Consider the following 16900-nt stretch of genomic DNA (forward strand, 5'->3'; position numbering starts at 1 on the left):
GTCTTCCTGTTTTTTCCAGAAAAAAATGTTGCGCAGCATAATACCAGTGACCTCCTATTTATACGAAACCCTGGGATCCAGGAAGGCGTAAATGATATCGACAATGAAATTCATGAGGATGAGGATCACCGAATAGACGATTACTGTTCCCATGATTAGCGTGTAGTCGCGGTTCAGGGCGGATTGAACGAAAAAGCGTCCGAGACCGGGCACACGGAAGATCGTTTCAACAACAACCGAACCGGTTACAGTGGCAGCGAAGGCGGGCCCCAGGTAACTGACCACCGGAAGCATCGCCCCTTTCAGCACATGCCTGAACATCACGACCCCTTCGCTCATACCCTTGGCGCGGGCAGTCCGGATATAGTCGCTGCGGAGTACCTCCAGCATACTTGCCCGGGAGAGCCGTGCAATGTTGGCGAATCGCGGCATGGCCAGGGTAATCGCCGGCATGATCAGGGTAACCCAGCCGTAGCGGCCGGTAATCCAGCCCGAGGTGGGAAGCCAGCCGAGCTTCATCGCGAATATCCACATAAGAACCGGACCAATTACGAAGAGAGGAACAGAAATACCCACCACGGCAAAGGACATAGCTGCGTAATCAATCCAGGAGTTCTGCCGCAGCGAAGCGAGCATCCCCGCCCCGACTCCCAGAAAAATCGCTATCACCAGACTGACTACCCCCAGAAAGAGGGAATCCGGAAGACTCGAAAAGATGTAGAAGTTGACGTCATGATCGTTGTACCGGTAGGAGGGTCCAAGGTCCCCGCGCAGGATGTCCCAGACGTACCGCAGGTACTGCACGATCAATGGTTCGTCGAGATGGTATTTAGCCTCGATATTGGCCATAACCTGCTCGGTAAGGGCCCGTTCGGCCATAAATGGCCCGCCCGGTGCAATCCGGATTATAAAGAAGCTGATGGTAATGATGATAAACAGCGTCGGAATCAGTCCGATCAGCCGTCTGATGATATATTTAGTCATATATCCCCCGTTGAGAATTAGGGTCACTGCTACGTAAAACGGGACTTTTTGATTTGATCAGTGCTGCAGAGGGAAAACCGGGGACCGGTACAGCAGACCGGTCCCCAGAACATGGTACAGCCATGGAATGGTTCAGGACTATTCCTTCAGGTAGACTGCCTTGAGAGGATGATAGTCACGTATGTTGGTGTACCATCCCCCCCACTTGTCGGTATCGATCATATTCTGAGAGACATAGAAGTAGATGGGAAGTACTCCCATATCCTCCTTGATAAAATAGGTCTCCGCATCCCTGAGCACCTGATACCGCGCCTCACTGTCGGGCATGGTGGCCGCCTTCCTGACGGCTTCATCGTAGGCGGGATTCGAGTAGAGTCCGTCGTTTCCGGCGCTTCCGGTCAGGAACATGTCCAGGAAGGTGTTGGGATCAGTATAGTCTCCGATCCATCCGGCTCTGGCCACCGCGAAATCGTGGGTTCGACGGGTTGCCAGGTAGGTCTGCCACTCCTGGTTGAAGAGATCGCACTCTATACCGAGATTCTCGGCCCAGGCCTGCTGAATGTATTCGGCGATCTTCTTATGCCCCTCGGAGGTGTTGTAGAGGATCTCGAACTTCGGAAAACCCTTTCCATCGGGGAAGCCTGCCTCGGCAAGGAGACGTTTGGCCTCGGCAAGATTGTCGGAGAAGAGTTCTCCTCCGGGGAATCCGGGCATATTGGTCGGCACAAAGGAATAAGCCGGAACCTCACCGCCCTTGGAGACCTTTGTCACGAGCTCCTTCCGGTCAAATCCCAGGGCCAGGGCTTTGCGGACCCTGGGGTCGTCAAAGGGAGGCCGTTCGTTGTTGACCAGGTAGTAGTAGGTTCCCAGGTAGGGGGCAACCTGATAGTCCTTGTGCTGTTCCGCCTGCTCGACCATGTCCAGCGGAACCTCGACAATCATGTCCACCTCGCCGTTGAGGTACATATTGTAGGCAGTGTTGTCGTCTTCCAGCGGCAGGTAGGTCGCTCTGGAAAGTTTGACTGCGTCCCTGTCCCAGTATTTTTCATTGGGAACGACGGAAAGGGATTCCTGGGGCTTCCACTCCTCCAGAACGAAGGGTCCGTTGCCGACGAAGTTTTCGGGGAGCGTCCATTCGTCTCCATATTTTTCGATGGCGTGCATCGGCACAACCGCGAAGGAGTAGTGGGTCAGGGCATCCGCTACATAGGGCAGTGGACCGATCAGGTCGATCTGGAAGGTGTAATCGTCCAGGGCACGGATCTGTACCGCTTCCGGACCGGCTTTACCGGAGTTGTACTCCTCGGCTCCCTTGACGAACATGTTGGGAAACCAGGCATAGGGAGAGGCAGTATCGGGATTCATACCCCGCAGCCAGGAATCGACCACCGTCTGGGCGGTGATTTTGGTTCCGTCGCTCCAGACCGCCTTGCGCAGCTTGAAGGTATACTGAAGACCATCCTCGCTCCGTTCCCAGCTCTCGGCCAGACCGGGGATGGGACCGCCGGTTTTCGGATCAATGGTAGTAAGTCCCTCGAAGAGAGACATGTATATTCGATGCTCCGGTACACCTTCGATCAGGTGCGGATCCAGGGCTTCTGGCTCGGCACCGTTCCCCATGACGAACTCCGCTCCTGAACCGCCGTCTTTCTGGCCGCCGGGGAATACTGCCATCAGAACCAGAGTACAGAGCAGGACAGCTAATAACTTCTTCATAAATCCTTCTCCTTTTAAAGTTTGAATATCTTAAAACAATACATTAAAAGTGGTCACCCCGCAATAAATTTCACCCGGACTTACAGAAACCGGCAGTAGCGGATCTTTTTCTGCATATAGAATTAAGCAGATTAATGATTACTTAATACAAGGGGAGTGTCGTGCTTTAAGAATTCATCACCGAGGCACAGCATCATGTTCTTCCGTTAATGGCCCCAGGTCTTCCACCCTTGCCCCCCGGCCTTTTCCGTTCTACAGTGACCTATGGCGACAGCAGTAATCTTCGGCGCCGGGGTCATGGGCTCGGCAACCTCCTTTCCGCTCAGCGACAAGGGTCACAGCGTTCGCCTGGTGGGGACCCACCTGGACGGGGAGATTATCGGCGAAGTCAAAGCCCGGGGGTACCATCCGGGATTGAAAAAAAATCTTCCCGCCGAAGTAAAGGCCTTCCAATGGACGGAACTCGACAAAGCCTTCCACGGGGCGGATTTTATCCTCTCCGGGGTCAACTCCCATGGAGTGCGCTGGTCCGCCGAAACCCTGGCAAAGGTCCTGCACAAGCCCCTGCCGATAATCGCCGTTACCAAGGGACTCGAAGCCGCGGAGAACGGGGATCTCCTGGCCCTGACAACAGTCTACGAAAAAGCCCTGGCGACCGCCGGAGGCCCGGGGTGTTCCGTCTCCGCCATCGGAGGTCCCTGCATTGCCGCCGAGCTCGCAGCCCGGGGCCACTCATGCGTGGTATTCGCTTCAGAGAAGGGGGAGATCTCCCGCTGGCTCGCGGATATCTTCAGAACTTCCTACTACCACGTCTGGCCCTCCACCGAAGTCTATCCCCTGGAGATCGCCGCGGCCCTCAAGAACGCCTATACCCTGCCGGTGGGCATAGCCCGCGGCCAGGCTGACCAGCCGGGAGGGGAGGATTCCTCCGGAGCCCGGATGCACAATCCTGCCGCTGCGGTTTTCGGGCAGGGAGTCAAAGAAATAAAGTATCTGATCAGGTCCTGCGGTTTCAACGATTCCTTCGCCTCATCCCTGCCGGGGGCCGGGGACTACTACGTTACCTGTGCCGGGGGACGCAACCTGCGTCTTGGAACTCTTCTTGGTTCAGGCAAAAGCATGGCGGAGGCGCAGAAGGAGATGGAGGGAGTCACCATCGAGTCTCTCTCGATAATCGAAACCATGGAACGGGCCCTGCCCGGGCTCCTGGAACGTCAAATCGTCGCCATGGACCGGCTGCCGCTGCTCGACTACCTGATCCGGACCGTACGGGAAGGTTCCGCCGGACCGCTGCCCTTTGAGAGGTTCTTTCCGGAGATCCATTTTTAACACGATTTTAACCGATTTTATCGCTTCTCATGATATGATATTTTCACATTTTATTTTTGGAGGAACCTGAATGAAGAAATCAGTACTGTTCATCCTGCTGCTCCTTGCAGCTGTACCACTGGTGTTTGCCGGCGGATCAGCGGAAGAAGCTATGGCACCGGCGGAATGCTCGAACCGGGGACTTCTCGACGTCATGTACTGCGACGAGGACATGGATCTTGTAGCGGATCTGCCCAAGGATTCAAGCCAGTGGGCCGACCCGGACACCCTTATATTCGCCTATACCCCCGTTGAAGATCCGGCGGTCTACGAGGACATCTGGCAGCCCTTTATGGACTACCTGGCGAAAGTAACAGGGCGCAAGGTGCGCTTTTTTTCCGTGGATTCCTATGCGGCCCAGGTCGAGGCCATGCGGGCCGGTCGGCTCCATATCGCCGGAATCTCCACAGGCCCGACTCCCTTTGCGGTGAACCTGGCCGGCTATGTGCCTTTCGCCATAATGGGAGGAGCGGACGGCCAGTTCGGTTACACCCTGCAGGTATATGTACATGCAGACAGCGATCTGTACGAGCTCAAGGACCTGAAGGGCAAGCGCGTGGCCCATACAACCCCCACATCCAACTCCGGCAACCAGGCGCCCAAGGCGCTCTTCCCGGACTTCGGGGTTGTTCCCGGAGAAGATTACGAAATCGAGTTCTCCGGCAGTCATGAAAACTCGGCCCTGGGTGTAGTCGCAAAAGACTACGACGCGGCGCCAGTGGCCTCCGAGGTGGTCGATCGTATGGCGGAACGGGGACTCTTCGATCCCGCGGACGTTCGGATCATCTTCGAAACCGATCCCTTCCCCACCACCTCCTACGGATACGCCCACAACCTGCATCCCGACCTGGTAAAAAAGATCAAGGAAGCCTTTCTTACCTATGAGTTTGCGGGAACCCCCCTGGGAGAGGAGTTCAATGTCGACGGGTTTATCGAGATAACCTACAAGAACCAGTGGGCCCAGATCAGAAAGATCAATGAGTACAACGGTATAGAATATACCTTCGAAGGACTCAAATAGCCCTTCTCACTGAACGGTCTGACCGGTGTCGATATTTTCGTTGACACCGGTTTTTATTGACACTACACTGACTCATCATGCTTGAAATAAAAGATCTCGTTAAGAGCTACGGGGCAAGCGAACCCGTATTGAAGGGTTTGAACTTCTCCACCCAGGACAAACATCTGACTGCCATTATCGGCTCCTCGGGGGCCGGAAAAAGTACAATGCTGCGCTGTATCAACCGCCTGGTAACCGCGAATTCAGGGCAGATTCTTTTAGACGGTGTGGACCTTCTCACACTAAAGGGCAAAGCGCTGCAGCACGCCCGCAGAAAGATCGGTATGATCTTTCAGGCCTACAACCTGATTGACCGCCTCACGGTTATGGAAAACGTGCTGTCCGGACGTCTGGGATACATTCCCTTCCTGCGGGGTGCCTTTCGCAAATTCCCCCAGGAGGACATCGACCACGCATACGCTCTGCTCAAGCGGGTCGGGCTCTCCCAGTACGTCAATAAACGCTGCGATGAACTCTCCGGAGGTGAACGTCAGCGCGTCGGCGCCGCCCGGGCCCTCATGCAGAATCCCAGTATTCTTCTGGCCGATGAGCCGACCGCCTCGCTGGACCCGAAAACCAGCGAGAGAATCATGGAGCTCATCGCTCAGCTGACGGAGGAGCTTCACCTGCCGGTGCTGATCAACCTGCACAACGTGGCCCAGGCCAAGCAGTATGCCGCCAGGATTGTCGGACTCCGGGGCGGGGTGATCGTGTTCGACGGAAAGCCCGATGAACTCACTGACGAACACCTGGAAAAAATCTACGCCGATAAAAAAGAGCTCGACGAACAGCTCCATCACCACACGGAGCAGAGCCGATGAACAAAGCTCTGAGCGGCGGAGGATCCTCCGCCGGACATTTTCACTGGAAACGTCCTCCGTTTATTTCAAATCCGGTACTGCGCTACGGTCTCCTTACGGCCTTCGTCGTCTACTTTGCCTATGTATTCAATACCCTGGAGGTAAACCCCGAAAGGATTGTGCGGGGGATTCCCCGGGCAATGCAGATTTTCTCCGGCGCAATTCCCCCGGATTTCAGCGCCCGGGGCAAACTTATTTTTACCGGCTTCATCGAAAGTATCCAGATAACCTTTCTGGCCACCTTTGCCGGCGTTTTACTGAGCATTCCCTTCGCCTTTGCGGCGGCCCGGAACATCGCGATACTGCCGATCTACGGACTCGGCAGGGGAATTATCATCGTCGCCCGCAGCCTGCACCCGGTGGTTCTGGGTGTGCTCTTTGTAAAGGCCGTCGGCTTCGGAGCCTTTGCCGGTGTTCTAACCCTGATTATCTACACCCTCGGTTTCGTGGGAAAACTTCTGGCCGAAGCGATCGAGGAGATAAAGCACGGTCAGATCGAGGCGATCCGCTCCACGGGAGCGGGGTACTTCTCCGTTCTGGTTTACGCGGTTCTGCCTCAGATCATGCCCCGGCTTATCGGGCTTACCATGTACCAGCTCGATATCAATCTCCGGGCTTCGGCTGTCATCGGTCTTGTGGGTGCCGGGGGTATCGGCAACACCCTGAACTCCGCCTTCGGTCGATACGATTACGGTACCGCCTCCGCTATTCTGCTGGTGATGATCATCATCATACTCTTCGCTGAATCGGTCAGTTCCAGGCTGAGGAGGTTCACGCGATGAAGAACCTTACAACGGCTCCTTTAAAGGACATCGGCGGAGAAAGCTTTCGCTGGGAACGCTACACCCCTCTTCAGCGCATGCGCCGTTTCGCGGGTATGTTTATCGTGGCGGGAATTCTCCTCTGGACCATCAGCACCATCGACGTATTCTGGCCCTGGGTCTGGACTGCTCCCGCGGAGATGCAGGACATGATCTACCGCATGATCCCGCCCAATCCCCGGGCGCTGCCGGAGATTCTGCCGGCCCTGCTTGAGACTATAAATATAGCCAGCGTCGGCACCCTTCTGGCCATCATCATCTCCCTGCCGGTAGCCTATTTCGGCGCCCGGAACGTATCCCCCAACCGTTTTACCCTCGCCATCGCCCGGGTAATCATCGTTTCTTCCCGGTCCATCGATACCCTCATATGGGCATTGCTGTTTGTGGCCATACTGGGACCCGGTCCCCTGGCCGGTGTTGTGGCGATCGCCTTCCGTTCCGTCGGATTCCTGGGCAAACTCATAGGGGAGAGCATAGAAGAGATGGACTGGGGACCCATAGAGGCCCTGCAGGCATCCGGGGCATCCCAGGGGCATATCATCAATTACGCCATCGTACCGCAGATAATTCCCAGCTTCTGGGCCGTTGCGATCCTGCGATGGGACATAAACATCCGGGAATCAACGGTTCTGGGCATGGTCGGCGCGGGCGGCATCGGCATGCTCTTCCAGGTGGCCATCGATCTGTTCCGATGGAACACCGTGTCCATGGTACTGGTTTCCATCGTCGTGGTAGTACTATTCGGAGAGGTTGTAACGGGTATAGTACGACGTAAAATTATCTGAAAACGGGAAGGCCTATGAACACGCATTTCGCACTGGAAAACCCCATTGAAGTTCTGACAGGAAAAAAAAGATCCGAACTTACCAGGGACGATCTGATCAACATCATCAATAAGAAGAACATCGAGCGACTGACCTTTCACTATACCGCCATCGACGGAAAGGTGAAGGAACTCCGCCTTCCCATTACCAGCCATGAACAGGCGGAGCTCGTTCTTGCCGAGGGAGAACGGGTTGACGGGTCCTCTCTCTTTAAAGGCGTTGTTGATGCGGGAAAATCCGACCTTTACGTTATTCCGGTCTATAAATCGGTGTTCATAAACCCCTTCGATCATACGAGTCTCGATTTTGTCTGCCGTTTTGTTACCGGAGAGGGGGAACTTGCCCCCTTTGCTCCGGACAATCTCCTTGCCATTACCCATCAGAAGCTGCAGGAGGAGTTCGATGTCGAGTTCAATGCCCTGGGAGAGCTGGAGTTTTACCTTGTGGGAAACTCGGAGCAGAACCTCTATCCTCTGCCGAATCAGAAGGGATACCACGGCAGCAGCCCGTATGTAAAAACAACCAGCATTGTCAATGAGATGCTCAAGGTTATGACCAACATAACCAGCGAAATAAAATATGCCCACAACGAAGTCGGCCTTATCAACAATCTGGAAATCGATAATCATCTTTTCAATGGGAAGCTGGCAGAACAGGTGGAGATCGAGTTTCTCCCCAGCCCGGTGGAGGATGCAGCCGATGTCGTGGTGCTGGGAAAATGGCTCTGCCAGAGCATTGCCAATCGCTACAACCTGATTGCCACCTTCTATCCGAAGATCCAGATCGGCGATGCCGGCAGCGGTCTCCATTTCCATACCATGCTCAAACGAAACAATAAAAACATCATGCTCGATGGCGATCAGGAACTGTCGGAGGACTCCCTCAAGCTGATCGGAGGGCTCTGCCGCTACGCCTCCACCCTGTCGGCCTTCGGCAATATGACCGCCGGATCCTTCCTGCGCCTGGTACCCCATCAGGAGGCACCCACGAAGGTCTGCTGGGGCTACTCCAACCGCAGTGCCCTGATCCGGGTCCCCCTGGGATGGCGGAACCTGGACAACCTGGCAATGAAGGTCAACCCTCAGCAGCGGCTTAAAGCGGAACGCAAGGACAGCCGGCAGACAGTGGAGCTCCGCAGCCCCGACGGAAGCGCGAATACCCACATGCTCCTTGCAGCCATGACTACCGCGGTGCTCTGGGCCTACCGAAATCCTGAAGAGGCGCTGAAGCTGGCGGACCAGAACTTTGTCTCCGGGAATATCCACAATAATCCCGACAAGGAGCGGGAGTTCATCGACATCGCCACCAGCTGCGTGGAAACGGCACAGGCCCTGAATGATCACCGGGACTATTACATCCGGGACGGCTATTTCACCGGCAGCCTGATCGACAAGGTCATCGAAATGCTCAACTCTGAAAATGACGAAGGCCTGAACAAGAAGATTCACTCCCTGCCGGAAGAAGACGGCAAAAAACTCGCCGAAGATTATATCAAGCGGGGCATACAGAAATACTGAGCAGGAAAGACGTAATGAAGGGAAAAATCCCTGCACTGATACTGATTACAATGTACCTTCTGGTAAAGCCGGTGTTTTCGGAAACGGAACAGTTCCCGGATCACAGGGAACGTCCCATCGTGGCCCTTGCCCTGGAAGGCGGTGGGGCTCTCGGAATCGCCCACATCGGCGTAATACGGGTACTGGAAGAAGCCGGGATTCCCGTTGACATTGTCACGGGCACCAGTATGGGCTCGATCGTGGGGGGGCTCTACGCCACAGGCTTCAGCGTAGCTGAACTTGAAGCCCTGGCAACCGAAACCGACTGGATCAGCCTCTTCTCCGAATACGCCGTGGCACGAAACGAAAGCTACCGGGCCCTTGAGGAGTGGCGACGATATTTTCTTTCCGTCGGTATTTCGGACAGTGAGACACCCGCCGCGGGGGGACTCCTCTCGGGCAACCGGATTCTCAGCTACATGGACAGCCTTACGTATGAGATACCGGGAGAGCTGGATTTCGACGATCTTCCCCGCCGCTACCGTGCGGTGGCTACGGATTTCAGTACCGGAGAAGAGGTGGTTATCGGAGAAGGCTCCCTGTCCGAAGCCATGCGGGCCAGCATGGGAATACCAGGGGTATTTGCCCCCTATGTGCTGAAAAACCGTCCTCTGATAGACGGAGGAATCGTGAACAACCTTCCGGTGGATCTGGCCCGCGCCATGGGAGCGGACATCGTCATTGCCGTTGACGTGGAAGGTGGTTTTTCCAGCCAGCAGAGCTACCTGGACCTTTCACCCATCGAAAACCTTTCAAGAACCGTTGACCTGATCCTGGACGCCAATGTGAGCGGCCAGCTGGAAAACGCCGACTACGTTATCCAGGTTCCCCTTGAGGCATACAGCGCCGCCGACTTTCAGCGAAGCGAAGAGATCATGCTGGCCGGCCGGTACCGGGCCGAAGAACTGCTGGATGAACTGATCTACCTGCGCAGCCGTATTATGCAGGGACATGAAGAAAACGCATCTCCTGCTGTTAGCCTGGAGCCGGAGGAGCCCATCGCAGGTTTCCACTATTCCGGAGGAAGCCCGGAAGACCGGAAAAACGCACGACGCATTCTTGATCCCCTGGCAGGAAAGCGTATTGAACCGAATGAGCTTGCCGACCGGGTTGTCGATATCTACCGGGAATGTGCCCCCGAAAGCATCCGTATAAAGCGATCTCCGGGTACGGAGAATATTCTTGTAGTGGAAATCGAATCAAGAAAGCCCAGGAAGAACAGACTCCGCATGGGCCTCAGTTACGGAGGTACCTACGCTGATTCCATTTCCAGCAGGCTCCAGTTTACCCAGGGCATTGTTCTGGGGAACCTTCTGTGGCCGGGGCTTGAATTGAGCCTTGATGTCGAGATCCTGGGAGCCCTGGGATTAAAAGCCGGAGTCTACCAGGCCCTGGGGGAACGCTTCTATCTGGAAACCGGCGTGTTTGTTCGCAGGGATTTTGAAACCTATTATGCCTCGGACGAAGATGAATCCGCGGTGGACTATATCTTTTACGAGACTGAATCCCAGATTGACGGAACCTTCGGCTTTTATCCCTGGCCCGGCTCAAGGCTGCACGTCGGGCTTTCCAGGGAATGGATTGCCGATACTGCGGCGGACGTCTACCTTCCCGAGCTGGCGGAAAAAGACATACTGCTGGCCCGGGCGGGATTCGATCTGCTCCGCCTGGACAGCCCCCTGTTTCCCATGCGGGGAGCTGCCCTGGAAATGATGTTTCAACGGGGTATCCCGACACCCTTCTCCTCCCGGGAGTTCAGCACCTTTTCCACCAGAGGCGAGTTCCAAATCCCCCTGGGAAGAAATCTTTCCCTGGGTTACCTTTTTGATGCCGGTGTAGACTTCACCGGAGAGGTTGACCACCCGGATTCCGCACCGTATCTGCACAAGCCCGAGCTGGGGGGACGCCGTCTTTTTCCAAATCCCCTTTCTGCGGATAAACGTTTCGGAAGCTTTGTTCTAGGCAACGGTCTGGAACTGACCAGGCGACTGAGGTTTATGGAAAGGACCCTTCCCCTCCCCCTCTTCGCCCGGTTTCATTTTGCCTCCGGTCTGGTCTACAGGGAGTTTGACAGCCCCGGGGAGATCGAACCTCTCCTTCACTGGAGTTCCTCCCTGGGTGCAGGCCTCAGACTCAACGACGGCTTCGGCGTGCTTTTGCGGGGCGGCCTGGCCGGCAGTGGAAACGGGGTTCTTTCTCCATATTTCGCCATCGATCTGGGAACACTGCAGAGCAGAAGGCTCTTCTGATGACAATCATCCTGACGACAGGATACCCCTTTTTTACAGCCCCTCTTCCTTGACAGCCTGATATACCCGTGTAAATATTCTGTAATATCACTCCGGGGGAGTACCTGTATGAGCAGCACCAGTTACACGAAACTTGAGCCAGTAGAAATCGATTCCGTAAAAATACCCTGCAGTTATTGCCACACCCTGGTCCTCGGCAGCGGTTGCGCCTCTTTAAGTACGGCGGTCCGCCTGAAACGCGCAGGCCTTGAGGATTTATGCATTGTAACCGACAACATCTTCGGCGGAACATCCCGCAATACCGGTTCGGACAAACAGACATACTATAAATTGAGCGATTCAACCAGGGATCCCGACACGCCCTACCGCATGGCCGAAGCCCTGACAGCCGGCGGAGCCATGCACGGCGACATAGCCCTTATCGAAGCCATCGGATCGGAGAACGGCTTTTACAACCTGGTGGGGATGGGTGTCCCCTTTCCGTACAACCCCTGGGGAGGATTTACCGGCTACAAAACCGACCATGATCCGCTGCAGCGGGGTGTATCCCTGGGCCCTTACACTTCAAAACTGATGACCGAATACCTGGAAAGGGAATGCCGTACCCTGGGAATCGATATCATGGACCATCACGACGTGGTAAAACTGATAAGGCTGGATGACCGGGCAGCCGGAGCACTGATCATGAATAAGCGGGAAATGGATACGGACTCCCGGGGGCTCAGGCTTATTCTCTGCGACAACCTGGTTTTCGGTCTCGGAGGCCCCGGCGGTTTCTATGAAAAAACGGTCTATCCAAAACCGCAAAACGGAGGCATCGGGCTGGCCCTGGAAATCGGGGCGACAGCTGCCAACCTGACGGAATCCCAGTATGGTCTTACCTCCCAGAAATTCCGCTGGAACCTCTCCGGCAGTTACCATCAGGTTCTGCCCCGCTACTACAGCATAGACGGGGAGACCGGTGAGACCTTCGATTTTCTGAACGACTATTTTCCCGACATGGCTTCCCTTATGAACGCAGTCTTTCTGAAGGGCTACCAGTGGCCCTTCGATCCCCGCAAGATCCCCGATTACGGCTCCTCCCTGCTGGACGTTCTGGTTTACCGGGAAACGGAGATCCTGGGACGCAAAGTCTATATGGATTTCCGGGAGAACCCGAAAGGGAACGATCACATCGGCCGCTTCGATCCCGCTCTTCTGGGCCGGGAAGCGGCTGAATACTGGAGAAACTCCGGCATAGACGGAACAACGCCTATAGAACGGCTCAGGCAGCTGAATCCCGCGGCCATTCAGCTCTACCTGGACCACAACATCGATCTTGCCGCAGAACCCCTGGAGATGGCGGTCTCCGCCCAGCACAACAACGGAGGACTCGCCGCGGATATCTGGTGGGAGTCGGTGAACATCCGGCGGCTGTTCCCGGTGGGGGAAGCCAACGGCACCCACGGCGCGGCCCGCCCCGGCGGAACCGCCCTTAACTCCGGACAGGTGGGAGCCTTCCGGGCGGCCCAGAAAATCGCCCTTGCCTACCGGGACAAGACTCTGGATACGGAGAAGGCCCGGGATTCCGGCCGCCGGGCTGCCTCAGAAATACTGGGAATACTACAGCAATTAACAGCCGGAACCCCTGTTCCCGACTGCGACAGAGAGTACAAGACCGGGTTTCAGCAGCGCATGAGCAGATATGCCGCCGCTGTGAGGAGCGCACAGACAGCAAAAGAGGCAAAGGCGGCCGCCGAAAAGCAGCAGAAAGATTACACCGAACTGCGGGTCGATCCCATGCGTCTTTCTATAGCCCTCAAGCTGCGGCACATGGTCTTTGCCCATCGGATGTACCTTGAAGCCATAGCCGACTATATTCAGCAGGGAGGCGGAAGCCGGGCATCCTCCCTGGTTATAGCCGCGGAGGGGCAGGAAGGAACCCCGGTTCATCCCCTCTTACCTGACTGGCGCATAGTGCCGGAGAACCTGAAGCTGCGGGGCAGGATTCAACACATCCGCTGGAACCCCGACACAAAGAAACCGGAGTTCGACTGGATTGACACACGGCCCATTCCGACGGAGGATTCCTGGTTCGAGACGGTCTGGGCCCGATACCTCGACGGTTCGGTGTTCAAATAAATTGCTGGAAATCACACTATATGGAGTATCAAATGAGTTTCAATCCCTTAGCCCCCATTGAAAAAAACGACAAGGATCTCTACGCCTATGTGGAACACGGCAGAAGTATGGCCCTTGAAGCCGGATCCCTGGGAAGGATGGAAAAACTGCTTATCGCCATGGCCCTGGACGCCGCCCATGGAGCAGCCAACGGGGTAAAATCCCTTGCCCTTCAGGCTATGGAGGCCGGAGCGAGCAGAGAACAGGTTATGGAGGCCCTGCGGGTCGCCGCCTACATCAGCGGTGTGGGAAGCGTCTACACAGCGGCGGCAGGGCTTCAGGACGTACTGAACTGAGCCTTTAAAAAATCCCCCTGCGGACGGAAGCCGTCAGGGGGGACTGTTATTGCGGTCCAAGGATCTTACTCTCTGGCAATCTCCAGAATCGCCTTTACGTCTTTCTCCGACAGCTTAACGTAATTACCCACTCCGCTCCCCCGTTCCTGGAAGGTTTTGGCGGCAATCTCATCGAAACGGTCCGCAGAAACCCCCAGTTCTTTCAGGGTCACCGGCATACCGATGGACGAAAAGAAGGCCTTGAGCCGCTCGATTCCCTCAAGAGCGGTCCGTTCGGGATTGTCGAAACGCTCGTCCACGTTCCAGACCCGGACGGCGAACTGCACAAAGCGGGTAACATCGTGCTTGTAGATATGCTTCATCCAGGCGGGCTGGATTACCGCAAGACCGGCGCCGTGGGCTACATCGTATATACCCGAGAGCTCATGCTCGATCTGATGGGATCCGAAATCCCCGATGCGGCCGGTGCTTAAAAGATCGTTATGGGCCACCGTTGAGGCCCACATGATCTCGGCCCGGGCATCGTAATCCTCCGGATTTTCAATAACCAGAGGCGCATTCTCGATAACCGTCTTCAAGGTGGCCTCGCAGAGCCGGTCGGTAAAGCCGACTTTCTGCACGTTGGTAAAATAGCGCTCCATAACGTGGGACATAATATCCGCTATGCCGCTGGCTGTCTGGTACGGAGGAAGACTGAAGGTGAGCTCCGGGTTCATGATGGCGAATTTCGGGCGAAAGAGCTCATTGTTGCGGCCCCGCTTGTACCATCCATTCTCATTGGTCAGAACACAGCTCTGGGAGGCCTCGCTTCCGGCTGCGGGGATGGTCAGAATAACTCCCACGGGCATACATGCCTTCGGGTCGGCCTTGCCGATGAAGTAGTCCCAGACATCCTGATCGGGATTCGCCACCCCCGCGGCGATTCCCTTGGCGGAGTCAATGACGCTGCCTCCTCCCAGGGCCAGAATAAGCCCGATGTCCTTTCTTTTACAGAGCTCTATTCCCTCCCGGACAAGACCGAGCCTGGGGTTCGGCATAACGCCGCCGAGTTCGCTATACTCGATTCCTTCGGCCTTGAGTGAAGCGACTACCGTATCGAAAAGACCGGATTTCTTGACCCGGTCGCTTCCGTAATGGATAAGAACTGACTTTGAATATTCGGCGGCTCGTTTTCCCACCTCTTTTTCCGTTCCTTTTCCAAATACTATCTTTGTAGGACTGGCGAATTCAAAATTATTCATAATATTGTTCTCCGTTGTATGATGTCATAGTAATTATTGCATATAGTACAGGCTGTCGCAAGTATTGCCCTCCGGCAGGTTTACAGGCGCATGTTGATTCCGCCTCCGTACTCAGGGGGATTGGCAAGTTTCGCGTATAGAGTAAGAACCCCATCGCGCACCCGGGGCTCGGGACGCTTCCAGGACAAACGCCGTTTTTCCAGTACTTGAGCATCCACCTTTATATCAAGACGCCTCCCGGGTACATCGATACGGATTGTATCGCCATCCTCCACTAGGGCGAGGGGGCCCCCCTCCGCTGCCTCGGGAGAAACCTGACAGATATATGGGCCTTTGGCAAATCCGGAGATACGACCATCCGTCACCAGTGCGCAACTCGACTCCAATCCCAGGGCGTTCAGAAAACCGATAACCTTGAAAACCTCGTTGAAGCCCGGTCCCCCTTTCGGGCCTTCGTAGCGCAGGACAAGTACGTCGCCGGCCTTGATTCTGTGGTCGCGCAAAGCCCGGATGGCCTCCTCCTGACTGTGAAACACTCTGGCCGGCCCTTCGTGGCACAGCATATCCCTGGGAATAACCGGCGTGCGGACTATAGCAGAGGATGCCAGGTTTCCTCTCAATACGACAAGCCCGTTTTCAGCGGTGGGATTGCTGAGCTCGCGAATTATATCCGACGGCCTGAAAACCGCATTATCCAGCAGCTCCTTAAGAGTCTGGCCGCTGACACTTGCCGCATCAGTCTCCAGGTGGCTTTCAATCGATTTCAAGACTGCCTGAACCCCGCCGGCTGCGTCAAAATCAGACATGGAGTAGGTCCCGGAAGGGGTTACATTGGTAATGCAGGGAACCTGGTCACTGAACTTCTCGATGAGGTCGAGGTTTATTTCATCCTCCCAGCGTTTTTCGTAGGCCAGAGCCAGCAGATGAGCGATAGCGTTGGTCGATCCCCCCAGGGCATGGAGGGCCTTTATCGCATTGCGCACAGACTTTTTCGTGATCAGGTCCGAGGAGCGTATATCGTCATTGGTCAGCTGTACTATCCTTCTGCCCGATTCCTTTGCCTGCCATAAACGGCGGGCTGATACAGCCGGCGCCGTTCCGCCGCCGGGAAGACACAATCCCATGGCCTCAACAAGGCACTGCATGGTATTGGCAGTCCCCAGAATTGCACAGGACCCGGCGCCGGGGCATGAGGCATTCTCGATGTCTGCCAGTTCTTCTTCGCTGATCCCCGGCTCGCCTATACCGTACAAATAGCATTCTTCATCCAGATTGGCGATTGTGACGCTGCCTCCGCAGGAACCGCCGGAGGACATGGGACCGCCGGGAACGAAGATTACGGGAATGTCGAGTCTGGCTGCCGCCAGCAGATGGGCCGGTACATTTTTGTCGCAGGACGATATAAGAACCAGCGCGTCCAAAAGGCCTATTTTCGTTATCGCCTCGACCTCCGCGGCAATAATGTCCCGGGTAGGAAGATCATAGCGCATGCCATGTTCCCCGACCGCCATGGGACACTGGGCCGGACTGTTGAATTCGAAGGGCGCACCTCCCGCCTGCCAGACTCCCGCTTTTACCGCATCAGCCACCGCGCGCAGATGAATATGCCCCGGGCTGGTCTCGCCCCAGGAGTTTGCTATGCCGATTCGGGGACGCTTCAAATCCTCCGAATCGTAGCCCATCGACTTTAACAGCGAACGGGCCCGGGCATTCTCAGGCCTCTGAATGAATTCCAGGTTCTCTTTGTATCCGCTCATGAGTTTTC

The 16900-nt window shown here is 55.7% G+C and carries 13 protein-coding genes; 9 read left to right on the plus strand and 4 right to left on the minus strand.

The window, feature by feature from the left end; all coding sequences use genetic code 11:
• Nucleotides 1-54 precede the first annotated feature (54 nt).
• A complete protein-coding gene (locus B4O97_RS01800) occupies nucleotides 55-984 on the minus strand; it encodes an ABC transporter permease (RefSeq protein ID WP_083047732.1) in 930 nt (309 codons plus the stop codon).
• A gap of 138 nt (nucleotides 985-1122) precedes the next feature.
• Entirely contained in the window at nucleotides 1123-2700 is a 1578-nt protein-coding gene (locus tag B4O97_RS01805) for a peptide ABC transporter substrate-binding protein (RefSeq protein ID WP_083047734.1), read from the minus strand.
• A gap of 264 nt (nucleotides 2701-2964) precedes the next feature.
• Here B4O97_RS01805 and B4O97_RS01810 point away from each other — a divergent pair, with 264 nt between their 5' ends.
• The 9 genes from B4O97_RS01810 (at nucleotide 2965) to B4O97_RS01850 (ending at nucleotide 13894) form a co-directional block, all read left to right on the plus strand.
• Nucleotides 2965-4029, plus strand: a complete 1065-nt coding sequence (locus B4O97_RS01810) for a hypothetical protein (RefSeq protein ID WP_083047736.1) — start codon at nucleotides 2965-2967, stop codon at nucleotides 4027-4029.
• A gap of 70 nt (nucleotides 4030-4099) precedes the next feature.
• On the plus strand, nucleotides 4100-5089 hold the full coding sequence (phnD, locus tag B4O97_RS01815) for a phosphate/phosphite/phosphonate ABC transporter substrate-binding protein (RefSeq protein WP_083047738.1): 990 nt from the start codon (nucleotides 4100-4102) through the stop codon (nucleotides 5087-5089).
• A gap of 77 nt (nucleotides 5090-5166) precedes the next feature.
• Nucleotides 5167-5949 carry a phosphonate ABC transporter ATP-binding protein gene (gene phnC, locus B4O97_RS01820; protein ID WP_083047740.1) on the plus strand — a complete coding sequence of 261 codons (783 nt, stop codon included), beginning with the start codon at nucleotides 5167-5169 and terminating at the stop codon, nucleotides 5947-5949.
• Nucleotides 5946-6770 carry a phosphonate ABC transporter, permease protein PhnE gene (gene phnE, locus B4O97_RS01825; protein ID WP_083047742.1) on the plus strand — a complete coding sequence of 275 codons (825 nt, stop codon included), beginning with the start codon at nucleotides 5946-5948 and terminating at the stop codon, nucleotides 6768-6770. The genes phnC and phnE (B4O97_RS01825) overlap by 4 nt, the downstream gene beginning before the upstream one ends.
• Nucleotides 6767-7594 carry a phosphonate ABC transporter, permease protein PhnE gene (phnE, locus tag B4O97_RS01830; protein ID WP_083047745.1) on the plus strand — a complete coding sequence of 276 codons (828 nt, stop codon included), beginning with the start codon at nucleotides 6767-6769 and terminating at the stop codon, nucleotides 7592-7594. The genes phnE (B4O97_RS01825) and phnE (B4O97_RS01830) overlap by 4 nt, the downstream gene beginning before the upstream one ends.
• A gap of 14 nt (nucleotides 7595-7608) precedes the next feature.
• Entirely contained in the window at nucleotides 7609-9150 is a 1542-nt protein-coding gene (locus tag B4O97_RS01835; protein ID WP_083047747.1) for a glutamine synthetase beta-grasp domain-containing protein, read from the plus strand.
• Nucleotides 9151-9164: 14 nt separating this feature from the next.
• Nucleotides 9165-11438, plus strand: a complete 2274-nt coding sequence (locus B4O97_RS01840; protein WP_083047748.1) for a patatin-like phospholipase family protein — start codon at nucleotides 9165-9167, stop codon at nucleotides 11436-11438.
• A 108-nt stretch (nucleotides 11439-11546) separates the two neighbouring features.
• Nucleotides 11547-13559 (plus strand): FAD-dependent oxidoreductase, encoded by a 2013-nt coding sequence (locus B4O97_RS01845; protein ID WP_083047750.1) that lies wholly within the window; start codon nucleotides 11547-11549, stop codon nucleotides 13557-13559.
• 32 nt (nucleotides 13560-13591) lie between these two features.
• Nucleotides 13592-13894, plus strand: a complete 303-nt coding sequence (locus B4O97_RS01850; protein ID WP_083047752.1) for a carboxymuconolactone decarboxylase family protein — start codon at nucleotides 13592-13594, stop codon at nucleotides 13892-13894.
• A 65-nt stretch (nucleotides 13895-13959) separates the two neighbouring features.
• Here the strand turns inward: B4O97_RS01850 and B4O97_RS01855 are convergent, their stop codons facing one another.
• Both B4O97_RS01855 and ilvD read right to left on the minus strand, forming a co-directional pair.
• The gene (locus tag B4O97_RS01855; RefSeq protein WP_083047754.1) at nucleotides 13960-15135 is read right to left on the minus strand and encodes an iron-containing alcohol dehydrogenase; all 1176 of its coding nucleotides are present in this window, start codon (nucleotides 15133-15135) and stop codon (nucleotides 13960-13962) included.
• 80 nt (nucleotides 15136-15215) lie between these two features.
• The gene (gene ilvD, locus B4O97_RS01860) at nucleotides 15216-16892 is read right to left on the minus strand and encodes a dihydroxy-acid dehydratase (protein ID WP_083047756.1); all 1677 of its coding nucleotides are present in this window, start codon (nucleotides 16890-16892) and stop codon (nucleotides 15216-15218) included.
• Nucleotides 16893-16900: the final 8 nt, after the last annotated feature.

The organism is Marispirochaeta aestuarii, from assembly GCF_002087085.1.
Taxonomy (GTDB): domain Bacteria; phylum Spirochaetota; class Spirochaetia; order JC444; family Marispirochaetaceae; genus Marispirochaeta; species Marispirochaeta aestuarii.

Bases quoted from the DNA above. Each gene is read 5' to 3' on its own strand.
- B4O97_RS01800 (WP_083047732.1), bottom strand. From the start codon at position 984: ATGACTAAATATATCATCAGACGGCTGATCGGACTGATTCCGACGCTG.
- B4O97_RS01805 (WP_083047734.1), bottom strand. From the start codon at position 2,700: ATGAAGAAGTTATTAGCTGTCCTGCTCTGTACTCTGGTTCTGATGGCA.
- B4O97_RS01810 (WP_083047736.1), top strand. From the start codon at position 2,965: ATGGCGACAGCAGTAATCTTCGGCGCCGGGGTCATGGGCTCGGCAACC.
- phnD (WP_083047738.1), top strand. From the start codon at position 4,100: ATGAAGAAATCAGTACTGTTCATCCTGCTGCTCCTTGCAGCTGTACCA.
- phnC (WP_083047740.1), top strand. From the start codon at position 5,167: ATGCTTGAAATAAAAGATCTCGTTAAGAGCTACGGGGCAAGCGAACCC.
- phnE (WP_083047742.1), top strand. From the start codon at position 5,946: ATGAACAAAGCTCTGAGCGGCGGAGGATCCTCCGCCGGACATTTTCAC.
- phnE (WP_083047745.1), top strand. From the start codon at position 6,767: ATGAAGAACCTTACAACGGCTCCTTTAAAGGACATCGGCGGAGAAAGC.
- B4O97_RS01835 (WP_083047747.1), top strand. From the start codon at position 7,609: ATGAACACGCATTTCGCACTGGAAAACCCCATTGAAGTTCTGACAGGA.
- B4O97_RS01840 (WP_083047748.1), top strand. From the start codon at position 9,165: ATGAAGGGAAAAATCCCTGCACTGATACTGATTACAATGTACCTTCTG.
- B4O97_RS01845 (WP_083047750.1), top strand. From the start codon at position 11,547: ATGAGCAGCACCAGTTACACGAAACTTGAGCCAGTAGAAATCGATTCC.
- B4O97_RS01850 (WP_083047752.1), top strand. From the start codon at position 13,592: ATGAGTTTCAATCCCTTAGCCCCCATTGAAAAAAACGACAAGGATCTC.
- B4O97_RS01855 (WP_083047754.1), bottom strand. From the start codon at position 15,135: ATGAATAATTTTGAATTCGCCAGTCCTACAAAGATAGTATTTGGAAAA.
- ilvD (WP_083047756.1), bottom strand. From the start codon at position 16,892: ATGAGCGGATACAAAGAGAACCTGGAATTCATTCAGAGGCCTGAGAAT.